The sequence below is a fragment of the Helcococcus kunzii ATCC 51366 genome (assembly GCF_000245755.1).
Lineage (GTDB): Bacteria > Bacillota > Clostridia > Tissierellales > Peptoniphilaceae > Helcococcus > Helcococcus kunzii.
This window is the reverse complement of sequence record NZ_JH601088.1, coordinates 1,424,389-1,450,511: the sequence shown is the minus strand read 5'-3', so window position 1 is coordinate 1,450,511 and position 26,123 is coordinate 1,424,389. Positions and strand designations below refer to the sequence as shown.

Annotated in this window: 20 protein-coding genes; 18 read left to right on the top strand and 2 right to left on the bottom strand. The window is 30.6% G+C overall.

The features are described from left to right. Nucleotides 1-127: 127 nt before the first annotated feature. Nucleotides 128-2,020 (bottom strand): BglG family transcription antiterminator, encoded by a 1,893-nt coding sequence (locus tag HMPREF9709_RS06655; RefSeq protein ID WP_005398830.1) that lies wholly within the window; start codon nucleotides 2,018-2,020, stop codon nucleotides 128-130. 148 nt (nucleotides 2,021-2,168) lie between these two features. On the opposite strand from HMPREF9709_RS06655, the gene HMPREF9709_RS06650 reads away from it, so the two are divergent. From HMPREF9709_RS06650 to HMPREF9709_RS06600, 11 genes are all read left to right on the top strand, one after another. Next, nucleotides 2,169-3,137 (top strand): glycosylasparaginase, encoded by a 969-nt coding sequence (locus HMPREF9709_RS06650; RefSeq protein ID WP_005398829.1) that lies wholly within the window; start codon nucleotides 2,169-2,171, stop codon nucleotides 3,135-3,137. A gap of 24 nt (nucleotides 3,138-3,161) precedes the next feature. Continuing rightward, nucleotides 3,162-3,479 carry a PTS sugar transporter subunit IIA gene (locus HMPREF9709_RS06645; protein WP_040463893.1) on the top strand — a complete coding sequence of 106 codons (318 nt, stop codon included), beginning with the start codon at nucleotides 3,162-3,164 and terminating at the stop codon, nucleotides 3,477-3,479. Next, on the top strand, nucleotides 3,476-4,054 hold the full coding sequence (locus HMPREF9709_RS06640) for an RDD family protein (RefSeq protein WP_005398827.1): 579 nt from the start codon (nucleotides 3,476-3,478) through the stop codon (nucleotides 4,052-4,054). The genes HMPREF9709_RS06645 and HMPREF9709_RS06640 overlap by 4 nt, the downstream gene beginning before the upstream one ends. Before the next feature lie 62 nt (nucleotides 4,055-4,116). Beyond that, nucleotides 4,117-4,443 carry a PTS sugar transporter subunit IIB gene (locus tag HMPREF9709_RS06635; protein WP_211204495.1) on the top strand — a complete coding sequence of 109 codons (327 nt, stop codon included), beginning with the start codon at nucleotides 4,117-4,119 and terminating at the stop codon, nucleotides 4,441-4,443. A gap of 1 nt (nucleotide 4,444) precedes the next feature. After that, entirely contained in the window at nucleotides 4,445-5,797 is a 1,353-nt protein-coding gene (locus HMPREF9709_RS06630; protein WP_005398825.1) for a PTS sugar transporter subunit IIC, read from the top strand. A 30-nt stretch (nucleotides 5,798-5,827) separates the two neighbouring features. Continuing rightward, entirely contained in the window at nucleotides 5,828-6,352 is a 525-nt protein-coding gene (locus HMPREF9709_RS06625; RefSeq protein ID WP_005398824.1) for a GrdB-related putative oxidoreductase, read from the top strand. A 48-nt stretch (nucleotides 6,353-6,400) separates the two neighbouring features. Then, the gene (locus HMPREF9709_RS06620; RefSeq protein ID WP_005398823.1) at nucleotides 6,401-7,402 is read left to right on the top strand and encodes a zinc-binding metallopeptidase family protein; all 1,002 of its coding nucleotides are present in this window, start codon (nucleotides 6,401-6,403) and stop codon (nucleotides 7,400-7,402) included. Continuing rightward, nucleotides 7,403-8,452 (top strand): M42 family metallopeptidase, encoded by a 1,050-nt coding sequence (locus HMPREF9709_RS06615; protein WP_005398822.1) that lies wholly within the window; start codon nucleotides 7,403-7,405, stop codon nucleotides 8,450-8,452. Continuing rightward, a complete protein-coding gene (locus HMPREF9709_RS06610) occupies nucleotides 8,452-9,573 on the top strand; it encodes a Sapep family Mn(2+)-dependent dipeptidase (protein WP_005398821.1) in 1,122 nt (373 codons plus the stop codon). Before HMPREF9709_RS06615 ends, HMPREF9709_RS06610 begins: the two co-directional genes overlap by 1 nt. Before the next feature lie 42 nt (nucleotides 9,574-9,615). Then, nucleotides 9,616-10,365 (top strand): copper homeostasis protein CutC, encoded by a 750-nt coding sequence (locus HMPREF9709_RS06605; protein WP_005398820.1) that lies wholly within the window; start codon nucleotides 9,616-9,618, stop codon nucleotides 10,363-10,365. A gap of 21 nt (nucleotides 10,366-10,386) precedes the next feature. Further along, nucleotides 10,387-11,334, top strand: a complete 948-nt coding sequence (locus HMPREF9709_RS06600) for an ROK family protein (protein ID WP_005398819.1) — start codon at nucleotides 10,387-10,389, stop codon at nucleotides 11,332-11,334. 491 nt (nucleotides 11,335-11,825) lie between these two features. Here HMPREF9709_RS06600 and HMPREF9709_RS06595 read toward each other — a convergent pair whose 3' ends face one another. After that, the gene (locus HMPREF9709_RS06595) at nucleotides 11,826-13,574 is read right to left on the bottom strand and encodes a DUF2207 family protein (protein WP_005398818.1); all 1,749 of its coding nucleotides are present in this window, start codon (nucleotides 13,572-13,574) and stop codon (nucleotides 11,826-11,828) included. Between the two features lie 325 nt (nucleotides 13,575-13,899). Between HMPREF9709_RS06595 and HMPREF9709_RS06590 the strand changes: the two genes are divergently transcribed. The 7 genes from HMPREF9709_RS06590 to HMPREF9709_RS09655 all read left to right on the top strand — a co-directional run bounded on the left by HMPREF9709_RS06590 (nucleotide 13,900) and on the right by HMPREF9709_RS09655 (nucleotide 25,883). Continuing rightward, nucleotides 13,900-15,009: an extracellular solute-binding protein gene (locus HMPREF9709_RS06590; RefSeq protein WP_005398817.1), complete on the top strand. Its 1,110-nt coding sequence runs from the start codon at nucleotides 13,900-13,902 to the stop codon at nucleotides 15,007-15,009. 97 nt (nucleotides 15,010-15,106) lie between these two features. Beyond that, nucleotides 15,107-16,150, top strand: a complete 1,044-nt coding sequence (locus HMPREF9709_RS06585; RefSeq protein WP_005398816.1) for an ABC transporter ATP-binding protein — start codon at nucleotides 15,107-15,109, stop codon at nucleotides 16,148-16,150. Then, a complete protein-coding gene (locus HMPREF9709_RS06580; RefSeq protein WP_005398815.1) occupies nucleotides 16,140-17,903 on the top strand; it encodes an ABC transporter permease in 1,764 nt (587 codons plus the stop codon). Before HMPREF9709_RS06585 ends, HMPREF9709_RS06580 begins: the two co-directional genes overlap by 11 nt. Next, nucleotides 17,903-18,739 carry a glycerophosphodiester phosphodiesterase family protein gene (locus HMPREF9709_RS06575; RefSeq protein ID WP_005398814.1) on the top strand — a complete coding sequence of 279 codons (837 nt, stop codon included), beginning with the start codon at nucleotides 17,903-17,905 and terminating at the stop codon, nucleotides 18,737-18,739. Before HMPREF9709_RS06580 ends, HMPREF9709_RS06575 begins: the two co-directional genes overlap by 1 nt. A gap of 185 nt (nucleotides 18,740-18,924) precedes the next feature. Next, nucleotides 18,925-19,692: a YwaF family protein gene (locus HMPREF9709_RS06570; RefSeq protein ID WP_005398813.1), complete on the top strand. Its 768-nt coding sequence runs from the start codon at nucleotides 18,925-18,927 to the stop codon at nucleotides 19,690-19,692. Next, nucleotides 19,662-20,321: a phosphatase PAP2 family protein gene (locus tag HMPREF9709_RS06565; RefSeq protein ID WP_005398812.1), complete on the top strand. Its 660-nt coding sequence runs from the start codon at nucleotides 19,662-19,664 to the stop codon at nucleotides 20,319-20,321. Before HMPREF9709_RS06570 ends, HMPREF9709_RS06565 begins: the two co-directional genes overlap by 31 nt. A 270-nt stretch (nucleotides 20,322-20,591) precedes the next feature. Next, nucleotides 20,592-25,883, top strand: a complete 5,292-nt coding sequence (locus HMPREF9709_RS09655) for an endo-beta-N-acetylglucosaminidase (protein ID WP_005398811.1) — start codon at nucleotides 20,592-20,594, stop codon at nucleotides 25,881-25,883. The last annotated feature ends 240 nt before the right edge of the window (nucleotides 25,884-26,123 follow it).

The following is a 26,123-nucleotide window of genomic DNA, read 5'->3' as shown; positions in this document are numbered from 1 at the left end:
ATTTTCGCCAAAATAGCCAAGTATGTTGTTATCCCCAAATTTAACATTTCATAAAAAACTTAAGACCTAGTCTATAACATTTCTATAAAGTTTGATAACTTTAGAAAATGTGTTGCGACTAGGTCTTTTAATTATTGTCATTATCAAAAATATCTATAAATTCTTCAAATGACTTGCATGTTAAGTATTTTGAGAATTTGCCTACGTCGGAGGCGATGACGTCCATCCAATTGAAGAATAGTTTTAGTGCGGGGCTGTTGATATTTTTTATGGTTAGTAAAAATATTATTTGCACTCTGTAATTTCCCCAATCGATGGGGTTATCTAAAATAAGGACGGAGATGCTTGATTTGATGATATCATCTGTATCAATGCTGTGAGGAATGGCAAATCCTTGAGAAAATGATGTTGTGGACATTTTTTCTCTATTTATTACACTGCTATAGTAATTGTTGGTGATATTGCCTTTTTCCACTAGTTTATCGCATAAAAATTTGATGGCATCTTCTTTGCTGTCAAAGTCCATTCTGGTGTAGAAATTTTCACTACTTAATATTTCGTCAAGGTATTTACTGTATTCTTTCTTTAATCGTTTATTATCCAAGGCATTGATTGTTTGCAATATATTTGATTCATCTTCGGGTAAAAAGAAGGGTGATACAAATATTGTAGGAATGTCTAACGAATGATAAATTTGTGTGTTTGATATTATTATATCCGGATTAATCTTTAGTACCGCATTTTCTTCGAAATAGTTTAGTTTGTCAACAATTTCTAATTTGTTATTAAAGAATTTATTGATATTGTCTTCTAATTTATTGTTAATTATGTTTATTTGAGGAGAAATCAGTAGCACTCTATATTTGTGCATGTAATTTCTTTCGTATGCCGTGCCCAAATGTAGGCATAAAAATCCTATTTCTTCTTCTGTGATGATCACATCAAGCTTTTCATTTAAATAATGTGCACTGATTAGGGCTAATTCAAAAACGAATGGATATCTTTTTTTTATTTCGTCCAAGAAGAGATTTGTGGTTGGAGCATTTAGCTTAATCCTGGCAATCAAAGCTTCTATGTGGACGCATAAGCTGTTTATTAATTCTTCATCGGATAAGAAATTAATGCCATAATCTTCATAGATATATTTTAATAGGTCTTTAACTATGATCTTATATTCTGTAATATTGGATAAATCTCTAGAATAGTTTCTATTTTTACTCATAAGAGTTTTTGCAAATAGGGCGACCTCTGCTTCGTCTGAATCTATGCTAAAACGTTTATTGATTTCACCAAAAAACTTCTTTGAAATTAAATATTCTACACTATTTTTAATTTCATTATTTGATTCAATGATGTCTAAAGTGTTTTTGGAAATTATCCTATCAATGCTGACCCCCAAATGAATCATTAAAATAGGGAATGCAACTTCATCAATTATATAGTTATATTCTTCGAGAAGTTTTTCCAAAATATTTTTCATCTCTATTAAGTCGAAATTTTTGTAAAGTAAGGCAATTTGATTTATGTTAAATAAATTATTTTCCGTTTCTTTAATTAGCAAATCCTTATATAATCTACGAATGCACTTTTCATCGCCGATAATTTGTATTTTTGAACCATTCTTACTGATTGAAATTTTTTTGTATTCGTAAAGATCTTTGTTTATATCACTAATATCATTTAATAAAGTGGCGTCACTTACAAATAATTCATCGATAATATCATCATAGATGTCTATTTCACCTTTATGAAGAAGTAATTTTTTTAGAATGTATAATTTTCTTTCATATGGTGTTTCCGCTATTTTCTTATTTGAAGTCAATTTTATATTTTTGTCTTTAATTTTATAACCCAATCTATTGTCTGAATGTATTAAAGTATAACCTAATTTATTATTGATATTTTTAATGTCTGAACGTATTGTTCTATCTGAAACTCCTAAAATGATAGAAAGGTTAGACCCCGTAATCCATTTATTATCCATAAGCAATTGAATTATTTGGTTTTGTCTATTTGTCATAGAAACCTCCAATTATGATTATATCAGACATTTTCAAGAATGGTAATATCTGAATTTCCTAACTATAGGAAAAGGATATCTTTGAAATATATATGGTTGTTTGTTAAGTTTAAATCAGAGAGGTATAGTTAGGATTTAGGAGGATAAAATGTGGGCAGTAATTGGTACCTGGAGAATGTCCTTAGAAGGCATTGAAAATAATTATAAATGCTTAAAAGAGGGAGAAGATTCAGGAGAAATTGTTGAAAATATTATAAAAGATGTAGAAGATTTTCCATTTTTTAAATCAGTTGGTTATGGTGGATTACCTAATGAAGACATGGAAGTAGAAATGGATGCTGGTTTTATGGACGGAAATAATTTCAATATTGGTGCGATTGCTGGTATTAGGGATTTTAGTAATCCTATTTCTATTGCTAGAAAACTTTCTGATGAAAAAGTAAATTGTTTTTTAGTGGGAGATGGAGCAGAGAGATATGCACATAAGGCGGGTTTTGAAAGAAAAAATATGCTAACCGATAGAGCTATCATACATTACAAAAATAGAGTGAAGGAAGATAGAATAAAACAGGAAGAATCAGAATTAAAACCATATATCGGACATGATACAGTTGGAGTTGTTTGCTTAGATACAAACAATAAAATATCTGTAGGTACTTCAACATCTGGGCTTTTTATGAAGAAAAAAGGAAGAGTCGGAGATAGTCCAGTTATTGGATCAGGATTTTATGCAGATTCTGAAATTGGTGGCGCAAGTGCAACTGGATTAGGTGAAGACTTAATGAAAGGTTGTATCTCTTATGAAATTGTTAGATTGATGTCTGAAGGTTTAACTCCTCAGCAAGCGTGTGATAAAGCTGTTTCAGATTTAGAAAAAAAACTAATTAAATTAAGAGGAAAAGCGGGAGATTTATCTGTAGTTGCTATTAATAACAAAGGTGAATATGGTGTTTCAACCAATATCGAAGGATTTTCATTTGTATATGCATCTGAAAATCATGCACCTAAAGTGTATTTGACAAAAAGAGAAGATGATAAAAGCATTCATTATGAAGCTTCTCAAGAATGGTTAGACGAATATATGAAAACTCGTACCGCAGAACTTAAATTACTTTAGAAATATAAAGGGGTGAAATGAGAAATGGAAAATATTGAAATGATTTGCTTTCAGATAATATCCTCTTCAGGGGCTGCAAAATCAAGTTATATTGAGGCTATGAGATATGCAAGAAAATTTGATTTTGAAAAAGCAGAAGAACTAATCGAAGAGGGAAAAAAAGAATATCTAAAAGCGCATGAAGCACATTCTGAATTAATATATAAGGAAACAAATGGTGAAAAAATAGATTTTAGTTTGATATTGATGCATGCTGAAGATCAGCTAATGGCGGCAGATAATTTTAGATTAATATGTGAAGAAAATATAAGTATATTAAAATTAGTCAAGGATCTAAAATGAAAAAAATAACAACAGTAAAATCGGAAAATAGGGCGGGATATTTTGTAAAAAGAGTATTTGCCTTTGCTGTTGATTGGTATTTTTCATCAGTATTATTAAATCTATTTATGAGATTAGTTTTTATTTGGACTAATAAATCAGATAAAATGGGCAATATTGTAAAACATGATAATGTGACCAATATTATATCTATCATCGTTCCTTTAATTGTAGCTTTTATTTATTATGTGTACATTCCTTATAAATCAAAAAGAGCTCAAACATTGATGATGAAAGCTGTTAGGATTGAGATTTTAAACGAAGATAATACAAAACCACAATTTTTAACATTATTTAAGCGATTTTTCATTGGTTGTTTTATACTTCAAGGGATACTATTTAGCTCATTTAATGTGATTTTAAGGACGATTTTAAGAATTCTTTCAATAGAAAATGTAGAAAAAATTGATAAGATAATTGCAATACCGATGTTTATCCTTATTGGCATATCTGTAATTATGTCCATTCGAGATAAAAAAAGAAATCAAACATTACAAGATAAAATGTTTTCTACTTATGTGAAAGAAATACTATAAACTAAGCGTATTAAAGGATTATAGGTTGCCTTAAAAAACCTAAATATATGAAGAAGGGAGAAATGGCTATGAAAAAATTCTATCTATTTTGTGATAATGGGATGTCTACAAGCTTATTGGCACAAAGAATGCAAAAAGTGGCAGACGAAAATAGTTTACCTATTGAAGTTAAGGCTTATTCACAAGGTAAAATGGATGAAATTATTACAAAATTAAACCCAGATGTTATTTTATTGGGACCTCAAGTAAAACATATTTATGAAAAAGTAAAAGATAAATATGGGGACTTAGGTAAACCTATTATGGTAATAGATACCGAAGATTATGGTACTATGAATGGCGAAAGAGTGCTGAAAAAAGCCTTATTTGAATTAAAGAAAGGAAGATAGTATGTTAGAAAAAATGGATAAAATCTTAGGTCCAATAGCTAATGCGCTTTCAAAAAATAAAGTATTAAGTGCGATTAGAGATGGATTCTTAGTAACAGTTCCAATAGTAATTGTTGGATCAATATTCTTATTAGTTGCAAATTTCCCAATCGCGGGATATCCAGAATTTATGGCTGGAATATTTGGTGAAGGATGGGATGCGTTTTTAGGAAGAGTATATGGTATAGCATTTGACTGTGTGGCATTACTAGCTTCATTATCAATAGCGTATTGTTACTCTAAAGAATTAAAAATGACAAATAATATAGGTGCAGCAGTAATCTCACTTGTATCATTTTTAATTATTACTCCACAAACTCATCCAGCTTTTATAAATGAAGCAGAAAATGCTTTTAGAGGTTTCTCATTTGGGAATTTAGGGACAGCTGGAATGTTCCTATCTATGATAATAGCAATTATTTCAGTTAGAATTTTTAATTGGGCGTTTAAGAGAAAACTTGTTATCAAATTGCCAGAAGGGGTACCACCTGCAGTTATGGACTCATTTGCAGCGTTGATACCTGCGGCGTTTGTAATGGTATTTTTCTTCGTATTAAATATACTATTTAGTAAGACATCATACGAATATGCTCACAACTTTATTTATGAAGTATTGCAAGCTCCACTTGTTGGTTTAGGTAAGAACCCAGCATTTGAAGTAATTTATCAATTCTTATCAACACTATTCTGGTTCTTTGGAATCAACGGACCTGCTGTAACAAATACAATATTTGCACCAATACATAAAGCGCTTACTTTAGAAAACTATGAAGCTGCAAAAGCTGGTTTAGAAATGACAAATATATTTACAGCTGGATTTAGTGATTTCTTCTGTAACTTTGGTGGTGGTGGATCAACACTTGGTTTAGTAATTATGATGGCGTTTTTAGGAAAATCAAATAGAATTAAGATGTTAGGTAGATTATCATTACCTGCAGGTATATTTGGTATCAATGAACCAATTATCTTTGGTTTACCAATAGTGCTTAATCCAATTATGATTATTCCATTTATATTAACACCAGTTGTAAATACCGTACTTGCAATGTTAGCAACTATGGTCGGATTTATGCCAATCACAACCGGGGTACAGTTACCATGGACAACACCGATTGGATTCTCTGGTTATCTGGTAACCGGATCATTCAACGCTGTTATTGTTCAATTTGCACTTTTAGCGATAAATATGTTGATATATTATCCATTCCTAAAATTATTGGATAAGAAATATCTTGACGAAGAACGTCTACAAAAAGACAAAGAAGATGAAATCGATGATTTATCATTTGACGATTTATCTTTTGATGATTTATAGAATTAATGTGTAAAAAAGGAGAAGTTAATTATGAAAGTAGTATTAATTTTCGATCAAGGTTTAGCTGGTGCCGGTGGTAAGAGTAATCCTAATGTAGGATTACAAATAGCTAAAGGTGGGATAGGATCAGCTCTTATGCTACAGCCACATTTTGATAAGATAGATGCTAAAGTTTTTGCTACATTATATTGCGGAAATCAGTATTTCTTAAATAATGAGCAAGAAGTAATAGATAAAATGACAGCAATGGTTAAAAAGATTAATCCAGATATGGTAGTTTGTGGACCTTGCTTTAACTTTATCGATTATGCAAAAATGTGTGCCGAATTAACTGATAATATATCCAAAACAACTGATATTCCAGTTGTTACAATGATGTCAGATGATAATGCTGAAACAATCGCTGAATTTAAGGATAAAATTTCCATTATAAAAATGCCTAAAAAAGGTGGAGTTGGATTAAGCGATTCATTTGAAGATTTAATAAAATGGATGAAGTTAAAACACGAAAATAGCGAAGAGCTATCTGAACTAGAAAAGAAAATATGTTATTAATGTTAAGCTGCTATTTTATAGCAGCTTTCATTATAATTGGAGGTTAATATGTTTGATGAGTTAAGGGAAATATATGACATTTACTCTGTTTCAAGTTGTGAAAAGAAACTAAATACTTACTTAAAAGAAAGGTATAAAAAATATTCTGATGAAATTGTAGAAGATAGACTTTATTCTATATTTGCGAAAAGATTAGTTGAAAATCCAGAAAATAGAAAAAAAATAATGATTGCATGTGCAATGGATGAAATAGGATTAATAGTTAGCGCTGTTGATAAAGATAATCATGCAAACTTTTTAACTTTAGAAGATTTATCTCCAGCATCTTTATTGCATCAAAGAGTAAACATCACAACTAGAGATAATGAGAATATTAGTGGGTTTATCACAATAAATAAGAAAATATTAGAAGAAAAAATCTCAACTATTAAGTTAGAGGATTTATATGTCGAAACATTTGACGACACAAAATTAAATATAGGTGATTTAATTGCGCTAGAGTCTGAGTTAATAGAAACGGAAAATAATATTATTGGAAGGAGTTTAACTCAAAAAATACCACAATATTTGAGTATAAAGATACTTGAAAAAATTAAAGAAAGGAAATTAAATAATAATTTCTACATTGGTGCGATTGCTCAATCCACCATTGGTTTTAGAGGCACAAAAACTGCAAACCATGTAGTTGAGCCAGATTTGGCAATAGTAGTGACAGGATTTGAAGTAAATAATTCAAATCCAAAGATAGAATTAGGAGATGGCGTTATTGTTGGATATTATGATTCAAAGATGATACCAGACCAAAATCTATTGAGGTATATTACAGAAAGATATGAAACTAAACCATATGTGGGGGTTTTAGGAAATGATGGTTCATTTATTCATAAAACTTTAGCGGGGGTACCAACACTTTCCGTCGGTATACCAATGAAAAATATGGGAACATCAAGTGTTATTGTTTCTAAAAACGATATTGAAAAGTTAGAAACATTTCTATTGAAGCTTATTGAAGATGAGAATATTAGTAATTTGATAAGAAGGGAGAGATAAATGGATTTAGATTTACTAAATAGATTATCTTCAATTAATGGGGTTTCCTCATTTGAAAAGTCGGTTTCTGATTTGATAGAGAAAGAAGTTTCAAATTATTTTTATGATGGTATCGGCAGTATAATTGCATATGATGATAAAAAGAAAGATGAAAATGCGATTAAGCTGATGTTCGCAACACATATGGACGAGGTTGGCTTTATAGTCGAAAGTATTGAAGATAATTTCTTAAAACTTAGAATGCTAGGAAGTTTATGGCCTCATTTAGTAGTTGGACAACTTTATACACTTACAACGAGAGACAACAAACAATATTTAGGCGTTATTTCCAGTCCCTCATCACATAATATGATAGATCCAAAGGAAAGAGAGAAGACCATTCCTAAGGATAAAATGTATCTAGATTTAGGAATGGATGCTGAAGAGATAAAAAGGGCGAATATTCAAATTGGAGATATGGTCACTCCTGTATCTCAATTTTCTGAATTAGGATTTGGGAAAACATTGTTAAATAAAGCTTTTGATGATAGGGTCTCATGTTTTGTTGGTTTGGAAACTTTGAAAAAAGATATTAAATCCGATTGCGAGCTTTATTGGGCATTTACTGTACAAGAAGAGCCAGGACTTAGAGGAGCAAGGACTTCAACACATATGATTGAGCCAGATATTGGAATTGCAATTGATACTATCGTTGCAGGGGATACACCATTTGATGAAAATATTGTGAAATTAGGCGGTGGAGTCGTTTTATCTTTTATTGATTCAAATAGCATAGCTCATAGAGGATTGATGAGATGGATAGAAGATTTATGTGAAAATAATGGGATAAAATATCAGTATGCAGTTTTTAATAGAGGTGGTACTGATTCAGGAAACATTCATAAGACGTTAAAAGGAGTTGTTAACTTATCACTTTCCATCCCTATAAGATATATGCATACAAATCATAGTATTGTCCATAAATCAGATATAGAGGAATGTATTAAACTAGTAGAATTGATTATAAAAAATACAAATAGAGAAAGTTTTAATAAAATCGTGGAGGGATAATGAAAAAAAAGTTATTTGCTGAAATAGATAGACTTAAAGACCAAATGATAGAGGATTTAGTAAAGATAATTAATATCCCAAGTGTAAAATCATCTCCAAAAGAAAATGCACCTTTTGGAGAGAATTGTAGAAAAGTATTAGATGCAATTTTACAAATTTGTGAGAGAGAAAATTTTACGATGAAAAATGTTGATGGATATATGGCGTATGCAAAATATGGTGATTCAGAAGAACACATGGGAATTTTTGGACATTTAGATGTAGTGCCAGAAGGTGATTGGGATGATTGGATTTGTCCACCTTTTTCTGGAAAAATTATAGAAAATAGAATGTATTCAAGAGGTGCGTTAGATAATAAAGGGCCGGCAATTGCTGCTTTATATGGACTTATTGCATTAAAAAACCTAGAGATTAAACCAAAGAGAGAAATAAGAATTGTATTTGGTGCAGACGAAGAAAGCGGAATGTCTGATATAGACTACTATTTGTCTAAAGAGAAACTACCAGTGCTTGGTTTTGTTCCGGATAACAAATTCCCAGCGATATATGGGGAAAGAGCAAGAGCAAATATTAAAGTTTCAGGGGATAAAGAAAAACTATACACATTCTTAAACAAATACATTCTAAATGCTGATAATAATGGTAAAAGACTTGGTATAGATTTTGAAGATAAGTATTTTGGAAAACTAATAGTTAGAGGATATAGAATATTTACAGAAGATTCAAAAGAAAGTCTAAGATTTCAACTTTCAATGGGGGAATGTGACATTGAAAAAATTATAGAAAAAATAAAAGAAAAAGCTGAAGATTTAGAAGTTTCCCTTATAAATTACACAGAAGCTGCTCTTAAAAATCCAGAATCTACAAATGTGAAATTACTAAATCAAGCATATATAGAAGCGACAGGTCAAGAAATCGAGCCAACAACAACTACAGGTATGACTTATGCGCATAAAATAAAGACAGTCATTCCTTTTGGTCCATCATTTCCAGGCCAAAATGGAATCGCTCATTTACCAAACGAATGGATGGATATCGATGATTTAGTGAAATGTGCGAAAATCTACGCTTATGGTATATATAAATTAAATCAAGTTGAAGATGGTGATATTATTGTATAATAGAAGTATAGATAATATTTATATTGTGAATGGAGGGAATCAATGAATGAAGTCAAAGTCGAATTATGTATTGAAAACTATGAAGCCGCAAAATTAGCCGAAAAGTTAGGATTTGATAGTGTTGAAATCAATTCTGCACTATGTCTAGGCGGATTGACTCCAAGTCCTGGTGTATTGAGAAAAATTGCAGAAAATATCAATATCAAAAAGAATTGTATGATTAGAAATCGTGCTGCGGGTTTTTGCTATACTGATAATCAATTTAGTGAAATGTTAGAAGAATTGGATATTTTATTAAATGAAAAAATTGACGGAATAGTTTTTGGTTTCTTAACAGAAGATTTTGAAATAGATAAGGAAAAAACGAAAATATTTGTAGAGAAGATTCATAATGCTGGAAAGATTGCAATATTCCACAGAGCATTTGATAATACAAAAGATCCATTCCAATCAATTGAAGATTTAATAGAATTGAAAGTAGATAGGGTATTAACTAGTGGGCAAACAGCAAGTGCATTGGAAAATACAGATTTAATTAAAGAACTTGTTCAAAAATATGAAAATAAAATTGAGATAATTTTGGGTTCTGGAATAAATCCTGACAATGTGGTTGAACTGTTAAAATCTACAAACGCTCAATATGTCCATAGTTCTTGTAAGAAAAATTATGAAGACATTACAACAAAAAATAAAATAAACTATTCAATATTTAAAGATTCAGAAAATACATATATTGATGTAGATCCAGAAATAGCGGAAAGATTCATCACTGCGGTAAAATCAAATAAATAATTAATAAAGTAGGAGAGCATAATGAAAAAGTATTTAGTTTTGGACGTTGGTGGCACATATACCAAATATGCACTTATGAATGAAAATGGCAAATTTTTAGAAAAAGGGAAACTTCCTTCAAATTATAAATCTAAAACAGAAGTAGTTGATTCCCTAGTAGATCTGTGTAAAAAATATGAAGATATCATTGATTCAATAGCCATATCATTACCAGGTAGGATAGATACAGATAAAGGTATCGCTCACACACTTGGTGTGTACATGTTTGTAAAAGACTTTCCAATTGTCGCAAAACTAAATGAACATTTAGATGTTCCAATCACCATTGCAAATGATGCAAAATGTGCAGCTAAAGCGGAAGCGTGGAGTGGTGCATTATCAGATGTAAAAGATGGAGTAGTAATAGTTCTCGGAACCGGTACGGGCGGTGGAGTAATCCTAGATGGCAAAGTGAGAATGGGAAATTCTTTCGGGTCTGGTGAACTTTCACATATAGTTTCCAATTTCGAAAAATTAGCCAATATGGAAGAAATCTCAATCCTTGGTGCTGACAAAACAGGACAGTTGAGCCCTTTTATGGCAAGCTCCTTTTCAACAACAGGTCTAATAAACATATACAAAGATGAAATGCTAAAATCAGGAAAAGTTATAGCAGATGTAAATGGCATTGAATTCTTTGAAGCCTACGATAACAATGAAGAAGAAGCAATAAAAGCTTTAGATAGATTTGGAAGTTTGGCAGCAACAGGCATTTATACCATACAAAGCATTCTCGATGTAGAAAAAATTGCAATAGGTGGCGGAATAAGCGAAAGAAAAGAAGTCACCGAAATAATTAGAAAACATGTAGACAAGCTTTGGGGCAAAATACCATTCATCCCATTTAGCAAACCGGAAGTTGTCACATGTAAATATAGAAATGACGCCAATTTAATAGGGGCACTGTCAATACATTCAGATAGACAATAGGAAAATGATTTAATTTTTAGAATGGGTATTGGAAGTTTTTGTGGGAATGGTACTAAATTTGAAAAAATCGATTTTAGTACCAAAAAATTTGGATGAAAATGGAACTAAATTTTAAAAATGGAAATTTAGTACCAAAATGCCTTGAGAAAATTGGAACTAAATATTAAAAATTGAAATTTAGTTCCAAAACTCTTAGAATTTTTAAGGAGATTCATAAGAACTAGCACCTAAATGAAAAATTTCAAATATGGTGCTAAAAGTTATGGATAAAAATAGCACCAAAAGAAGAAGTATCAGATATGGTGCTAAAATAATTTGGCTAAAATAGCACCAAACTGAGAAATATCATATTTGGTGCTAAAAATTCTTATAAAAATCTAGCACCATTTTTTAAAAAAATAGATATGGTGCTAAAATCATCTAAAAAAATTAGCACCAAATTTTAGAAATCAAAATATGGTGCTAAAAGTCCTTATACACAAATTATAATATTATCTTGTTCCACCGCCAGAGCTTTCTCCTGCGGCACCACTTCCGCCACCGATGTAGGATGAACCGCCATCACCAGAGGAGCTTGAAGATTCGTATCGATTATCTATAATTCTTTGAGATCTTTCTATGCTTGATGCAAAGCTATCTGCTGAAGATATTGTGTCAAAATTATAGTTGAATTTTTCAACAATTTTAGCGTTTACTAAACTTAATTGTTTGTATGCTTCTTTACTTATTCCCATCATACTAGCCCAGATCATGTATTTTTCCCAGAGTTTAACATCGCCAACTTCTCTTTCAGAAAGAAGGGAAAAGTCTAGTAGGTAGTTTCTAAATCCCATAATATTGTCGATAAGTTGTTGACCTTTTTTGGTTGCTTTATATCTTTTAGTCGTAAAGAATATGAAAAACTTTTTATATTCTGCTTTTATGTAGTTTTCTTTTTCTAAATTCTTTATTCCTTCATTGTTTATATGACCATGCCACCAATTTATACCATTCTCATATTTATAAACATAATCTAAAAATTCTCTTTCGGATAATATTTTGTCTTCACCTGAGGCTGACACAATCATTTCCCAAAGTTCTTTTTCTGCTTGTGAATCAGATTCAAAATGAATGTTTTCATTAATAGCAAGGGCAAATTTTTCTTTTTTAAAGATTAAACCCTTCTTAGTTTTTGTCTCTTTAAGATATCCGTCTTGTATCCATTTCAATATTAAAACCATAATATATTGTGATAGGGGAGCAGTGAAAAATTCTCCAATATCTGTTATCTTTCCATCATATGGAATTTCTCTATAATATGTACCTTCGCGTGTATATGTAATATATCTATGTGTTTCCTCATATTCTTCTTTCTTTTTACGCTTTTCATTAGCATAAACTAAAGGATAAATGAGAATTGCAGCACCTAACCATATTAACCCAAACAGTATTAGTTTATTTCTTTCAGCATCATTTGAGAAAAAATTACTCTTTCTATTATTTGTAGGATTTTCTTGTACTGTTTCATTTGAAGTAGCTCCCGTCATGGCTAAATTTAATATGCTTTTTGAAGTATGCTTAGACTTTGCTGTTGTGTTGAAAGTCTTTTCGGGGAAAATGCTTAACATTACAATATAATCGCTTGTGTTAAATCCTTTATTTGCTGTTAATGAGAGTTGATTATCTAGTATTTCTGTTAGTCCTTTATATCCGAAGCCCCAAATTTTTGTCCCTGAAGTTTTGAAATTAAATCCGAAATCATTTGTTACAATGATTTCAATTTCTGAAACTGGATTCATATTAGGCTGAATGAAGTACCAATAAGCAGCCTGTTTTCCGTCTTGCAATTCTCTAATGAAATTTGAAAATGTGTATTCAATAGTAAAATCTTTTTTGCCATAACTGCCTATGCCGAAACATAATTCAATACCACCAGAAGTTTTATTGACACCGTATTTCCCAGCCTTTTCCTCTAAACTTGCTTTGGTATCCCATGACCCTATGTTTTGTAATTCTTCACCTTTCTCATAAACCTTAAAATCTAAAAGTTCTGAAGGTCCTAAATTTCCGAAAGTTAGATAATGTTCAGTCCCTTTTTCGGCATGGAAAATACGATGTTCCGTAATGGTAACAGATCCGTCTTTATGTATTTTTGCTTTAGAATTAATTGATTCAATATTATTAGCTAAAGCTATATGTGATGTAAAAAGAAGTATTAGTAAAGTAGAAAATGAAATTATATATTTTTTTAATTTGTTCATAGCATCCACCTAAAAATAAATTATTAACAATACCCGTTAGTTTGAGTAATATACTCATATTTACTATGTTAATCATATCACTAATGATAATGAAAAACTAGTTAGGAAAGTTAATGCGTTTTTTGAAATTTATTTTAAGACAATGCAGATATATGTGATGGTTACAAGTTTTGACACCTTATTTTTATCATTTTTGATAATATATTTTTTACCAGATTTAACAATTTTTTACATCGATTTAATATGGTTTTAATATTTAACATGTACACTCAAGTTGTAAATAATTTATATGCTATATTATTTAACACGAAAATTGGAGGATTATATGAAAAAGATAATAGCAATGCTACTTGCATTAGTAATGGTATTTTCTTTTGTTGCTTGTAGCAATACAAATGATACAAAAGATGAATCAAAAGGAGAATCAGTTTCTGAGGGTGATTCAAAGGATGAATCAAATAAAGATGGAAATTCTAATGGTAAAAAGTTAACTATTTATACAAACTCAAATGCTGATGGTAGAGAAGAATGGTTAGTATCAAAGGCTAAAGAAAAAGGATTTGAACTACAAATTGTTGGTGCTGGTGGAGGAGATACACTTAATAGAGTTTTAGCTGAAAAAGGAAATCCACAAGCTGATATAGTTTTCGGTCTTGATGATGCGATGTTTGGAACTATTAAAAACGAAAATTTATTAGTTGAATTTGAACCGGATTGGGCTAAAGAAGTGGATGAAAAGAATATTTCCGGTAAGGGATATTATTATCCATTGGTTGAACAAAGAATTATGATGTTAATTAATGAAAAATATATTAAAGAAGGTCCAAAAGATTGGGTAGATCTTGCAACAAATGAAAAATTCAAAGGAAAATATAAATTACCAAGTAATTTAACTGGTGGTACAAATCAAAAAGCGCTTATCTCTGTATTGTATGCATTTAAGGATGATGCTGCTGAATTAGGCGTTAAAGAAGAAGCGTGGGATGTAGTAGATTCATGGTATAAAAATGGTCGTGTTACACCTGAAGCTGAAGACGAAAATGAAAACTTCTCAAATGGTAAGATCCCTGTGACATTCACATTTTCATCAGGTATCCCAGGAGCTGAAAAACAATTTGGTCACAAGTCTACACCAGTAAATCCAGAATATGGTGTAGTATCAATGAAAGAACAAATCGGAATTATAAATAAAGGGGATGACAAAGATTATCAATTAGCAAAAGATTTTATTAATTGGTTTGGTTCTGCAGAAGTTCAAGGTGGATGGGCTGAAGAGTTTGGATCATGGCCAGTAAATAAAAAAGCTCAAGAAAAAGCGGATAAGAGAATGGTTGAAATTATGGAACAAACAACTCCAATGGATTTAGATTGGGAATGGGTAACAAAGAACTTATCCAGCTGGATTGAAAAGGTTGAATTAGAAATAATTGACTAAAATATAAATAAACAATTTATAGAAGAGCTGTCTTGAGTATAAATTGTGTAAAATCATAGGCTGGGCATTTGCTCAGCCTTTTTCAAAGAGGGGAATTATGTTAGAACTAAAAAATGTACAAGTAAAATATGGAGATTTTATTGCAGTTGATGATATAAGTTTTAAGGTAGAAAAGGGAGAGTTTTTCACCCTTTTAGGACCTTCGGGATGTGGGAAGTCTACAGTATTAAAATCAATTGCTGGTTTTAAGACGCCTTCAAAAGGTCAAATAATTTTAGCTGGAGAAGATATAACATATAAAGCTGTAGAAAAAAGAGACTTAGGAATGGTATTTCAATCTTATGCGTTATTTCAAACAATGACATCTTATGAAAATATTGTATTCGGTTTGAAAGTTGCTAAAGCTAGTAAAGAAAAGATTAAGGAAAGAATTGATTATTTGGCGAGACTAGTAAATTTGAATGATGAGCAATTAAATAGAAATGTTTCAGAACTTTCAGGAGGGCAACAACAAAGAGTTGCTATTGCTAGAGCTCTAGCAAAAGAACCAGAAACTATGCTGCTTGATGAGCCTTTATCAAATTTAGATGCGAAACTAAGAAAACAATTAAGAAATGAGCTTAAAAAAATACAACGAGATGCTGGAATGACCTCAGTTTATGTAACTCATGACCAAGAGGAAGCACTTAGTTTATCGGATAAAATAGCGGTTTTCAATAATGGATATATTGAGCAAATAGGTACTCCAAGAGATATTTATGAAAAACCTAAAACAGAATTTGTATGTAATTTTATTGGGGATGCAAATCTTTTGAGTAGTGATTTTATAAGAGAAATTAACAGATTAGGAAATTGCAATCTAAATGAAAATGCAAAATCCTATATCAGAATAGAAAAAATTAAAAACTTCTATAATGAATTAAAAGAAGGGCAAATCGAGATTCCTGTTGAAGTTATAGATAGGACCTATTCAGGTACTACATCCATTTATACACTTAAATTTAATAATCTTGAATTCAAATCATTAGAGAAAGAAGGGGGTAAAAACTATTTTGAAATAGGTGATAAGGTAAATGTCGCAATATCTCCTAAAAATATTCTTCAATATGATGAAAAGGGGAGGTTATACAATGTGGAGTAAATTTAGAAAAGGAAAGAAATTAAACTTTGGATTAATATTAATTTTAATATTTTTTGCTTGGTTAATTTTTTCATTTTTAATCTGGCCGAATTTGTCTGTACTGCGTGAAACATTCGTAAAAGATGGTAGCATATCTACTAGAGCAATAGAAAAAGTAAGTAAATCAAAACGTGCTCTTACAGGGATTACTAATTCCTTTATGATTGGTATAGTGCTAAGTTTTACTGTAAATATTGTAGGAATATTTATCGTTTTAATAACCGAATATTATAAAGTTTGGGGAGCGAAAATATTAAGAATAGCTTTTATGTCTACCTTGGTGTTTGGAGGTATTTTACTAAATAACGGATATTTACTAGTTTATGGACAAAATGGAATTGTGACAAATATGCTTAATGGCATAATACCAAATTTCAATAAAGGCTGGTTTATTGGCGCCCCGGCGGTTATTTTTGTTATGACATTTGCATGTACATCAAATCATATGCTGTTTTTTAGAAATGCTGTTAAATCAATAGATTTTCAAACAATACAAGCGGCTGAAAATCTGGGTGCTGATCAGTGGACCATTCTTACAAAAGTGGTACTTCCTCAATTTAAACCAACACTTACAACATTAACAGTTATGGCGTTTCAAACAGGTTTAGGTGCTATGGCTGCTCCACTAATGGTTGGTGGTGAAGGATTTAGGACAATCTCACCTTTGATACTTGATTTTGCGAAACGTGTATCTTCAAGAGATATTGCGGCGGTATTGGCTTTACTTTTAGGTATTTCTCAAATGATATTATTAATGATAATGACGAGAAATGAAAGAAGAGGTAGTTATTTATCCATTTCAAAAACTAAAACAAAAATTGAGAAGGTAAAAATTCACAATCCGCTTGTAAACACAATAGTCCATATCTTGGCTTGGTTACTATTTGTGATTTATTCACTGCCAATATTTATGGTTGTGCTATTTTCATTTATGCCATATACTCAGATTGCAAAAGGTGTGATTGATTTAAGTAAGTTTACTTTTGAAAATTATGCCAAGGTGTTGGGGGATGCTTCCGTGTTAAAAACATTCATTACTTCAGTGATTTATTCTGGTTTGGCTTCCTTTACAACAGTATTTTTAATGATAGTTGTTGCGTGGATTGTGACAAAATATAAAACAAGAATTGCATTAATCTTAGAATATGCCTTTTATATACCATGGTTGGTGCCAAGCTTATTTATTGCTTTAGGTTTAATACTTGGATATAGCCAAGGATGGCCATGGCTATTTAACAATGTGCTTGTCGGTTCGCTTGTTATCCTGTTAATTGCGTATATCATAAACACAATGCCATCAACATTGAGATATATCAAAAGTTCATTGCTTTCATTAGATCCGAATTTGGAAAATGCTTCACGAAACCTAGGTGCATCCAGTTTTAGGACTTTAGTAAAAGTAATTGTGCCTGTAATATTACCTACAGCGCTAGCATTGTTTGCATTGAATTTTAATGGATTATTGGTAGATTATGATTTATCAGCATTTCTATATCATCCAACTGCTGAAACTTTGGGGATAATGATTAGGAAAAATGCCGATCCTATGGCTAGTGTTGATGCCAGAGCGATAAACTTGGTGTATTCTGTTGTATTGATGATTATCAGTACTATAGTAATGTACTTAGTTTATGGTAGAGGATTTGATAGAAAGAAGAAAAATAAAATAAGTAAAATTGATGAGAATGAAGTTATTCAAAAAATGGAGATGTGATGAAAAACAGATTATTGGAAGAAAAGCTGAAAAATAACAGTCTTTTGATAGCTTGTCATAGAGGTTTTTATGGAGCTAATATCATTCAAAATACTATAGAATCTTCTAAACTAGCGCTCAAAGCCGGCGTGGATATTGTTGAAATAGATGTTTGTAGGTCAAGTGATGGAAAATATTATATTTTTCATGATGGAAATGAGAAACAACTTTTTAATATAGATAAAAATTTCTCTGAACTTTCTTCACATGAAATAGATAATTTAGAATTTTATAATACTATTGGGACTCTTAGTGGAAAGAAAATTAATACACTTGAAGAATACTTGGAATGGATTCCTGATAATGCTTTAGTCAATATAGATAGATCTTGGAACTATTGGGATGATGAAGCGTTTATCGATATAATTGATAATTGTGGAAAGACAGAGAATTTACTTTTCAAATCAAGTGCAAATATTTTGTATTTGGAAAAATTAAAAAATTTTAAGCGACCTTTATATTATTTCCCAATAATTTATTCCGAAGATGATTTTGAGAGAGTTTTACAATTTGATTACTATAATTTAGTTGGGGCAGAGATGATAATCACTGGGAAAGATAGTGATTTATATAATCTTTCTTCAAATTCTAAATTATTTGATTTTCAATTACGTATGATAAATTCGGAGACTTTAGGTAAGGGATTTAATTTATTTCTAAATTTATCAGACGATGAGGCCATTTTAGGAAATGAAGAAGCTGTATGGGGTAAAATGCTTGAACTGGGAGCGAATTGTATACAAACCGATTGGCCTAATTTCATAGATGAATTTAGAAACTTAAAATATAAAAAATAAATAATATTTTTAGAACTAGATAAATAGACGAAATTCGTGTATTTTATCTAGTTTTAATATTTTCTTAATAAATTTTTAACATTTAAATAGGATTAAATATTGCACTTTTTTCTAAAATCATTAATATAAGTATATTAAAATTTTTAATAATATACGATTTAAATTAGATAGGAAAAGAGAAAATTATGGAATTTATGAAATATTTTTTTAGAGGGAAAGAAGATGGATTCGTATTTGATAAATACGGTATGCTTCATATAGTGATATTAATTGCATTTTTAACTGTTGCATATTTAATAATCAATAAAAAATTCAATCTAAATATTGCGTCAACAAACAAAAAGTTACTAAAGATATTTGCATCAATCATACTTGTCGACCAGATCGTTTTGTATTTATGGCAATTTGGATCTGGTAGATTTTCATTTGATATGAGTCTACCTTTGTATCATTGTAGAATCGCGGTATTTTTCTTGATTTTTGCAGTATTTACAAAAATTAAGTTCTTCAAAGTAATGACAATATTTTGGGGATTTTTCGGAAGTCTATTTGCACTTACCATGCCAGATTTATACGCATATAACTTCCCACATTATACAAATTTCCAATTCTTTATCGTTCATTTGATACTAGGATGGGTGGTTGCAGATTTATTATTTGTAGAAAATGTGTCATTAAACAAAAAAGATTTAAGAAATGTTTTAGTTTTCACAAATATTTTTAATCTATTATTAATATGCGTTAATTTTATTCTAAAGCCAATATATTCACGTATAAATTACGGGTACATGATTGCTATGCCTGGGGGAATGCCTCTGTTTGATTCCCGTATTTTACATGCCATGACATTAGTTTTATTATTTAATGTTGGCACATTTGTTTTATATAAAATATTTACATTAAAAGATAGAAAGATGAATACATGGGAAACAACAAAATCTTTAGTAAGATAAACATTCAAAAAATATTTAACGCTTTTAAAAATAAAAAAGTTATCTGGATTTTGCTATTTACACTGTATTCAATATTTACATTTGAACTTTTCAATCGACCTTTTGGAAATGTTAGAAATATCAAGATTGCTTTTGATGATATGATACCCATGATAAAAGAACTTATTATTGTATATCACACATTTGCTGTTATGATAGTTTTGATTGGTGTATTACTTTTAATAGAAAATGAGAAGGAATATAAGAAATTTGTCATAGCTCTATTTGCATCACAGACTATAGCCTATGTCATCTATATAAATTTTCAAACATTTGTACCAAGATATGATACAAATTTATTAGGAGATGATATTTTCTCAAATTTGGTCAAAATAACCTATAGTGTTGATAATTCCTATTCCGGAGCACCATCTTTACATGTTGCGCATATGTTGTTAAGTATTTTCTATTTTTCAAAATTAAAATATAGAAGATCAAGCAAAATTCTTATGATAAGTTATTTAGCACTAATAGCATTAACAACTGTTTTGGTTAAACAACATGTAGTTTTAGACATTGTAGCGGGAATGGTGCACGCGACAATAATATATTTTTTAGTAGAATATTTTTCTAAAAAGTTAATAAAATAAATGAGAATATATTGTTCTTCTTGAATTTGTTTTTCTAAATTTGAGAAGAACAATTTTTTTATGCAAAAGTTAATAGTTGAAAACATTTTCTATGAAACCGTTTCAATGCATAATAATCAAGAAATACAATCTTTTTCATGTATATTAACACTCTATAAGTGTTACAAATCTAACGTTTTGTTATAAATAATCAATTTCACATCAATGTAATACGTTGTCATCGGTGAATAAAAGTAATATAATAATTGTAAAAATATATAAGGAGGAACAATGAAAAAAATTATAAGTTTTTTATTGGCATTTATTTTAGTTTTCAGCTCAATGCCGTTTAATAATACATCGGTTCATGCTGAAAATAGTCAAGAAGAAGTGGTGAATGTGAAAAAGAGCATTCCAACTGAGGCGGAGGTTTCAAAGCAAGCTGTATCTATTCGTCCAAGAGATAAGAAAATCGATTTAGATAAAATTATTAATTGGACTCCACAAGATGATATTTATGATGAAATTCATAAATCAGTTGTACCTTTAAAAGAAAGACATATGGGTACAGTGTTAAACCCATTAGCTAATCCAGATGCAAAAGTTATGTCATTAGCATATCTAAGCTCTGGTTCACCACTACATTCTGCAGTTGGTGGAGGTGGTCAAGGCTATAAAGTGTATGCTTTTGACCATTGGCAACTATTAGACAAAATGGTATTTTGGGATGGTTTGATTCCGAATCCAGAAGTTACTGACGCAGCTCATAGAAATGGTGTACCAATGTATGGAACTATATTCTTTAACTGGGGAAGTAATGGGGATATGGCGAGAAAAGTTTTACAAAAAAGACAAGACGGCACATATCCAGTTGCTGAAAAATTAGTTGAAATTGCGAAATATTACGGTTTTGATGGATACTTTATCAATCAAGAATCAAGTACATCACAATCATTTAGAGATTTCTTGTTGCATTTAAAGAAATATGCTAAATCTATTAACTATCCAATTGAAATGATTTGGTACGATGGAGGAGGAAGACTATCTAGAAATCCAGAATTATTTCAAACAGATGGACAAGGAAACTTCCCAAGTGATATGTTCTTTGCAGATTTTAGTTGGGGAGATGCTGCAGGTCCTGGTAAACAATTTGAAAAAAATGGCCTAGATAGATTTGATGCATATATGGGTCTTGAACTTCAAAAAGGTGGAGCATATAGAACTCACCAAAGAAAAGGTGAATTTATAGGTGGAGATAAAAAGACAGTAGCTTCACTAGGTCTTTTCGTGCCAGATACAATTATCGGGATGTCAAAAGATGGTGAAGATTATCACAATGAAGAACAAAAATTCTGGGTTGGCCATACAAATAATCCTGCAAATGCAGATGATAAACAAGCTTGGTCTGGTATTGCAAGATTTGTAGCAGATAAGACACCGATTTTATCATTACCATTTAGTACAGACTTTAACACAGGACATGGACGTCACTGGTTTATTAATGGTAGAAAATCATTAGATGAAGAATGGAATGGACGTTCTGTACAAGATGTTATGCCAACATGGCGTTGGATTATTAATAACGAAGAAGGAAATGAAATAACAGCACGTTACGATTTTGATGATGCATACAATGGTGGTACATCATTGAAATTTGAAGGAAAACTTGCTAAAGATAAAAATACAACAATTCAACTATACTCAATGGAAGCAAAAGCGACTGAAACAACAAAAGCTAAAGTTGCAATGCACCAAACTGGAGATGCAAAAGTTGAATTGGGCGTTCACACAAGCAAAGACTATAAAGAAGTTAAATATTTCCCTGTTGAAGTAAAAAATGTATGGGGAGAAGTTGAAGTAGATTTATCCTCATTAAAGGGACAAACTATTTATGCAATTAGTGTGAAACTTACAGGAAATGAAAAAGATAAGACTGGACTTAACTTTGGTCATTTATCTATTTATGACAATACAAATAAACCTGCAAAACCAAGCAAGGTATATGTAGATAAAGTTTCATATATGAGTTCATTAGCTGCAGAAGCTCTTATTCATGTAGATAAGGTGGAAGGTGCTAAAACTTATGAAGTTTATCATAAATTAAATGGTAAATGGGAAATCATAAATGCAAGCTCATCAAATTATATATTCTTACCAAAAGTTAAAAGAGATGCTGACTCAAATGGTACTTTAAGTGATATTAAGGTAGTGGCAGTTGGTGAAAATGGCGTACGTTCAGAAGAGTTAGTAGAAAAATTTAATTGGAATATGGAAGTCTCAGATACTACTGAAGCTAAACCACAACCAGTAAATATTATGCCTTTAGCAAAAATTCTTAATGCACCAAAATATAATGCTGAAGGACCAGAAAACATTCTTACTGGTACAATTAATAATACTGCAGATAAATGGTACTATCCAAGGGAAACAGAAGCAGAAGTTAGATTAGACAAACCTCGTACAATTGCATCTTGGGGTATCGATCATGCTGGTGCAGGTGGTGAAAGTGTTGATGACCGTAAGATGAATACGAGAGAATTTAAGATTTACTATAAAGATAAAGACGGTCAATATAAAGAAGCAGTTCATGTACAAAATAATAGAGAACATGTAACAGATGGTGTTTTTGAAAAACCAATAATAGCTCAAGATTGGAAATTAGAAATTATCAAGAAAGATAATGGATCACCTTGGGGTGGTGTGCGTATCTATAACTGGCGTATGTATGAAACAGTTAAGGAAGATACAGTTAATGTTCCAATGAATAATGCTCAAGCTTTCGAGCAAGAAGATGGTAAATTTACTTTAACATTCTCAAATGGGGAAGCTAAAGCAACATTAAATGTATATAAAGAAAATCCTACAACTAATAAAGAAGCAAAACCAATCGCTACAACAACGTTAAATGATCAAGGTGTTGCAATTATTAAAGATGTAGAACTTAAAGGCAATAGTGGAAAGCTATACTACACAAGTAAATTAGAAAATCTAAATGTAAGTAATGTGTTAAATCTTTCATATAAAAAAGAAGTTGATGAAGGAATTATTTATGACATTGAAACTGTAGAAAATGTTCATGTAAAATTTGGATCAAGCGAAAAAGAAGCTTTAGCTAAATTACCAAAATCAATAAAAGTTACACCATCAAAGGGTGAACCATTCACTGTGGAGGTAACATGGTCATTTGAAGAAGATTATGATGGTTCAAAACCACAAAATTATAGAACTGTGGCTCAAGTTAAATTACCAAATGACACATCATTAACTGCTAGAGCAATTGTAGTTGTTGATGATAAGGTAGCTGATGAAAATGTTCCAGAAAAAAATGAACTAATTAAAAACTCAAGAATAATGAGTTTAGATGCTGGTAGAAAATACTATTCAAAACAAAATATCATTAATATTATTGATAAATTGAGTAAAGAAGGTTATACTCATCTACAAATTTTATTTGGAAATGATGGCATGAGATTCCTATTGGATGACATGACTATTAAGACAAATAAAGCAATATACGAAAGTGAAAAAGTAAAAGAAGGTATAAAACTAGGAAATCAAAACTATGCTAAGAGAAAAGGATTGACTGAAGATGCAGAAAAAGCATTAACTCAAAGCGAAATGGATGAAATTTTAGCATATGCTAAGAAAAAGAACATTCGTATAATCCCTGGACTAAATTCACCAGGTCACATGGATGCGATAATTGATGCTGCTGAACACCTTGGAATCCAAGATTCTCACTATAAAGCAGGAAATAAAAAATCAGTAACTACATTAAACATTAATAATGAAGAAACTGTAGAATTTACGAAAGTATTAGTTAAAAAATATGTAGATTATTTTGCACAAAAAGGTATTGATATATTTAACATTGGTTTTGATGAATTTGCAAATGATGCATTCGGAAATCCAGGATGGTCAAACTTAATTAATAATGGCGAATATGAAAAAGTTGTAAATTACGCTAATGATTTAGCTAAATACATTTCAAGTAAAAATGTTAGACCAATGGCATTTAATGATGGTATTTACTACAACAATATTACAAGCTATCCATTCGAAAAAGACATAATTGTAGCATACTGGACTGCTGGTTGGTATGGTTTCAATGTTGCAAGTACACGTACACACAAACATCAAGGACATGATATCTTAAATGTAAATGATTCTTGGTACTATGTTTTAGGAAATGAATCAGATAGTGGGTATTCTCGTAATCAAGCATTAACAAGAATGCAACAAGATAAATATAAATTTGATAAGAATGTCGGCGACCAAGTTGAAACAATTGGTTCAATGATAGCATTCTGGGCAGATAATCCTAAAGCTAAATATGAAGAAGAAAAACTATTTGAATGGATTGAAACATTCGCAAATTCAAATAGGAAAGTATTTGGTGAAAAATCAGAAGATCCAAATTCTGAATTAGAAAAATTAAATAAAGAATTAGAAGAAAACAAAAAAGAATTAGCTCAAAAAGAAAAAGAACTTGATGAAACTAACGATAAATTAGCTCAACTAGAATTAGAAAACAAGAATAAAACAGCGGAAAATGAAAAACTTAAATCTGATATTGAAGAGTTGCAGGAAGAAATTAGATTACTTAATGAAGAAAATGAACTTCTTGAGGAACAATTACAAAAAGTAAAAGATGAGTTGAATCAAGCAAAAGCTAAATTAGAGGAATTAAGTAAAAATCCTAATGAAGATCTTGAAAAAGCTAAAGCTAAGGTTTCAGAACTTACTAAGAAACTTGAAGATTTATCAAAACAAAAATCAGAAACTGAAGAAAAACTTAAGAATCAAAATGATAAAGTTAAATCTTTAGAAAAACAAATTGCTGAAATGAAAGAAAAAGCAGAAGCTGATAAGAAAGATGCTCAAGATAAATTAGAAGAAAAAGAAAAAGAAATTAATAAACTTCAAGCTGAAAAAGAAAAGTTAAGAAAAGAATTGGAAGCATTGAAGAAACAACAAGAATCTGAAAAAGATCCAGAACAAGATCCTGGTAAAGTAAATGACCCAGACGAAGGAAAAGATCCTGAAAAACCAGACGAACCACAAATTAAACATGGTTGGGAAAAAGTTGGAGAAAAATGGATATACTTCGATCAAGGTAAACAAGCAAGATCTGAATGGAAATGGGTAAATAAAACATGGAAATTCTTTAACTATAAGGGTGAATCTATGGCACAATTCTTCCACGAAAATGGCATGATTTGGTTGTCTTTAGAAGGTCCAAACACAAGATATCAAAAAGGTTGGTGGACAAATCCTGAAAATGGATACAGATACTTCTTTAGATTATCTTCAGGAACAATGGTTAAAGGAAGACAATTCATAGATGGAAATTGGAGATTCTTCAGAAAATCAGGAACACTTGCAACAGGCTGGCAAAAACTTCCATTAGGTTGGATGTACTTCAGAGAAGGTACAGGTACTCAAGCTTACGGATGGCAATGGATAGATGGAGTTTGGAGATATCTAAGACCTTCAACAGTTACAAGAGTTTCCGGAAGACAATGGATTGATGGGAAATGGTACAACTTTACTTGGGATAGCAAGTTAACAGGAAAAAGATAGAAAAAGAGGCTTCGGCCTCTTTTTCTTATGACTGAGATGAGGAAAAATATTACGGGGTATTTGTCTTGGAAACCTACTGCACATATGAAATAACTATTATTTATACAATATTAAAAGATTGAATAGATTTTCTGTGAAATCGATTCAATGAATAATAATCAAAACATATACCCTTTTTAATACCTGTTTTATAAAAATAGTGCCGATTTTCTGATATTTTGTTATAATTTATAATATTGC